The organism is Pseudomonas sp. MD195_PC81_125 (genome assembly GCF_014060985.1).
GTDB lineage: Bacteria > Pseudomonadota > Gammaproteobacteria > Pseudomonadales > Pseudomonadaceae > Aquipseudomonas > Aquipseudomonas parakoreensis.
On record NZ_JABULD010000342.1, the window covers coordinates 1 to 3,239 of the forward strand.

Below are 3,239 nucleotides of genomic sequence, written 5' to 3' on the forward strand. Positions count from 1 at the left end.
CAAGCTGCGCATGAAACAGGGAACAGGCTTGATTTGGGGTTCAGAACGACCCGATCCCTACGCAGGCGCTCAGGAGTGAAGCGCCTGTGTACCTTCATCATGGGAACGCGCAGAGGCTGACTCAAAGTACCGCGTGTCGAAATCCTGATATAGCGCGGAGCGGATGATGACGTGGTCGTTGAGCACCGCTGACTCCCTCTGTAGGAGCTGCCGCAGGCTGCGATCTTTTGATCGTGTCTGGAAAAACTACTTCTCGAACCCGCTGGACGGAAACACATCGCTGCCGCGCCAACGTCGCACCGAGCGCTGGAAGAACAGGCTGTTCGGCACTTGTACCATGGCGCTGCCCGTCCCGAGCTCCTCTGCCTCGATCAACGTGGTGTAAAGCAGATTGATCGCCACCACCCGGCCTTTGACCCCGGGTTTGTCAGTGGTGTCGACCAGCTCCACCACATCGCCGAGGCGGAATGGGCCGACGGTGAAGATCAGGATCGCGCAGAGCAGGTTCGACAGCACACTCCACATCGCGAAGAACGCCACCGCCGCCACCGCGACGAAACCCGACAGCGCCGTCCACAACACCGTGGCCGACACGCCGAGGCGCTCCAGCACAAAGATCAGCGCACTGCCCATGATCAGCCAGCGCAGACCGCCGCGCAGCGGCATCAGCAACTGCGGCGGAAACGGGTAGCGCTCACCCAGACGGGTCAGGCCTTTGGCAACGAAACGCTGGGTCAGATAGCCGGCCAGCAGGATCAACAGAATCTGCACGCCGAGCCAGATCGGCTCGACCCACACCGCCGGCAATGGCCACTTGAACGCGTCCATCAGGACAGCGCCTCCAGCTCCGCCTGCATGCTTTCCAGCGTCTCGAGCGCCTCCATCCAGGCTTCTTCCAGCTCGGCTTCGCGCACTTTCAGCCTGGCCTGCTCGGCCAGCAGATCACGCAACTCGTTCTTGCGCGCCGGCTCGTAGATGTCGCTGTCACCGAGGCTGGCGTCGACCTTGGCGAGTTTCTCGTGCAGTTTGCCGAGCTCGGCTTCGAGCTTGTCGGCTTCGCGCTTGTGCGGCGCCAGTTGCTGACGCAATGCAGCGGCGGCCTGGCGCTGAGCCTTCTTGTCGGTTTTGTCCGGGTTAACCGGGGTGTTGCTGACCGGCGCGTTGCGCTGGCGGTATTCCACCAGCCAGCGCGCGTAATCTTCAAGGTCGCCATCGAACTCTTCGACCTTGCCGTCTGCGACCAGGTAGAAGTTGTCGGTGGTGCTCTTGAGCAAGTGCCGATCATGAGACACCACCAGTACCGCGCCGCTGAATTCCTGCAGCGCCATGGTCAGCGCCAGGCGCATTTCCAGGTCGAGGTGGTTGGTCGGTTCGTCGAGCAGCAACAGGTTCGGCCGTTCCCAGGCAATCAGCGCCAGGGCCAGACGCGCTTTTTCGCCACCGGAGAAATTCAGTACCGGCTCGTCGATACGCGCGCCACGGAAGTCGAAACCGCCAAGGAAGTCGCGCAGGGTCTGCTCGCGTTCGGTCGGCGCCAGACGCTGCAGGTGCAGCAACGGGCTGGCCTTGGCATCCAGCGAGTCGAGCTGATGCTGGGCGAAGTAGCCGACCACGGTGTTCTCGCCGCGTGTCAGGCGCCCGGCCAGCGGTTCGAGCTCGCCGGCGAGGTTCTTGATCAGGGTCGACTTACCGGCACCGTTCGGCCCGAGCAGACCGATCCGCGCACCCGGGGTCAGTTGCAGCTTGACCTTCTCCAGGATGGTTTTTTCGCCGTAACCCAGACGCGCATCGGACAGGTCGATCAGCGGGCTGGAGATTTTGGTCGATTCACGAAAGACGAAGTCGAACGGCGAATCGACGTGGGCTGCCGACAGCTCTTCCATGCGTTCCAGCGCCTTGATCCGGCTCTGCGCCTGACGGGCCTTGGTGGCCTGGGCCTTGAAGCGGGCGATGTAGCTTTCCATGTGCGCACGTTGCGCCTGCTGCTTCTCGTACGCCTGTTGCTGCTGGGCCAGACGCTCGGCACGGGCACGTTCGAACGCGGTATAGCCGCCCCGGTACAGGGTCAGTTTGCGCTGATCGACGTGGGCCACGTGATCGACCACTTCATCGAGGAAGTCGCGGTCGTGGGAAATCAGCAGCAAGGTCCCCGGGTAACTTTTCAGCCACTCTTCGAGCCAGATGATCGCATCGAGATCCAGGTGGTTGGTCGGTTCGTCGAGCAGCAGCAAATCCGACGGACACATCAGGGCCTGCGCCAGGTTCAGACGCATCCGCCAGCCACCGGAGAAATCGCCTACCTGACGGTCCATCTGCTCGTTGGTGAACCCGAGGCCGGCCAACAGTTTGCGGGCGCGAGCGTCGGCGGTATAGCCGTCGGCGCTGTCGAGTTCGGCGTGCAGGCGGGCCAGCGCCGTGCCATCGTGGGCCGCTTCGGCGACGGCGAGGTCACGCTGCACCTCACGTAGACGCAGGTCGCCATCGAGCACATAGTCGACCGCCAGACGCTCGAGGGTGTCGACCTCCTGGCGCATGTGCGCGATGCGCCAGTCGGCCGGCAGCAGGCAATCGCCCGAGTCCGGGTGCAACTCGCCGCGCAGCAAAGCGAACAGGCTGGATTTGCCGGCGCCGTTGGCACCGATGAGGCCGGCTTTGTGGCCGGCGTGCAGGGTCAGCTCGGCGTCTTCTAGCAGACGTTGCGGGCCACGCTGTAAAGTCAGGTTCTGAAGTCGGATCATAATGGCGGCGGAGTCTACCAGCTTCGCTCACAACTGGCGCGAGTAGCACGATGTCCTCTGACCTGTGGAGCTTTTCCCTTGCCACCTACGCCCGACCGGGCGTGGAACCTGCCTGCCTGCAACTGCAAACGGCGGGGGCCAACGTCTGCCTGCTGCTCTGTGGTTTGTGGCTTGAGCAAGGTGGCGCGGCCTGTGACGAACAGCGCGTAGAGCAGCTGAAAAAGCTGGTGGGGCCTTGGGATCGGGAGGTGGTGCAGCCACTGCGTGCGCTGCGCACTCAATGGAAAACCCTGGCCGAAGACGATCCGGTACTCAAGGGTCTGCGAGAACAAATGAAAGCGCTGGAGCTGGAAGCCGAACGGCATCTGCTGTGGCAGCTGGAACAGGTCGCTCAGCACTGGCCTCGCGATGACGCCTCAGCGTCGGGACAATGGCTGGAGAGTCTTGCGGGGGGCGACCGCCAGCCCGAACCGCGACGCGCTGCAAGTGCTGCGCGTCGCG

The 3,239-nt window shown here is 63.4% G+C and carries 2 protein-coding genes and 1 pseudogene; 1 reads left to right on the forward strand and 2 read right to left on the reverse strand.

The window, feature by feature from the left end; translation table 11 throughout:
- Positions 1-246: 246 nt before the first annotated feature.
- Positions 247-828 (reverse strand): mechanosensitive ion channel family protein, encoded by a 582-nt coding sequence (locus HT737_RS14265; protein ID WP_047297244.1) that lies wholly within the window; start codon positions 826-828, stop codon positions 247-249.
- Positions 828-2,738, reverse strand: coding sequence for an ATP-binding cassette domain-containing protein (locus HT737_RS14270; protein ID WP_041072019.1), 1,911 nt, complete (start codon positions 2,736-2,738; stop codon positions 828-830). Before HT737_RS14270 ends, HT737_RS14265 begins: the two co-directional genes overlap by 1 nt.
- Positions 2,739-2,788: 50 nt before the next feature.
- On the opposite strand from HT737_RS14270, the pseudogene HT737_RS14275 reads away from it, so the two are divergent.
- Positions 2,789-3,239 (forward strand): annotated as a pseudogene (locus HT737_RS14275) (TIGR02444 family protein); the annotation flags it as partial.

Bases quoted from the DNA above. Each gene is read 5' to 3' on its own strand.
- HT737_RS14265 (WP_047297244.1), bottom strand. From the start codon at position 828: ATGGACGCGTTCAAGTGGCCATTGCCGGCGGTGTGGGTCGAGCCGATC.
- HT737_RS14270 (WP_041072019.1), bottom strand. From the start codon at position 2,738: ATGATCCGACTTCAGAACCTGACTTTACAGCGTGGCCCGCAACGTCTG.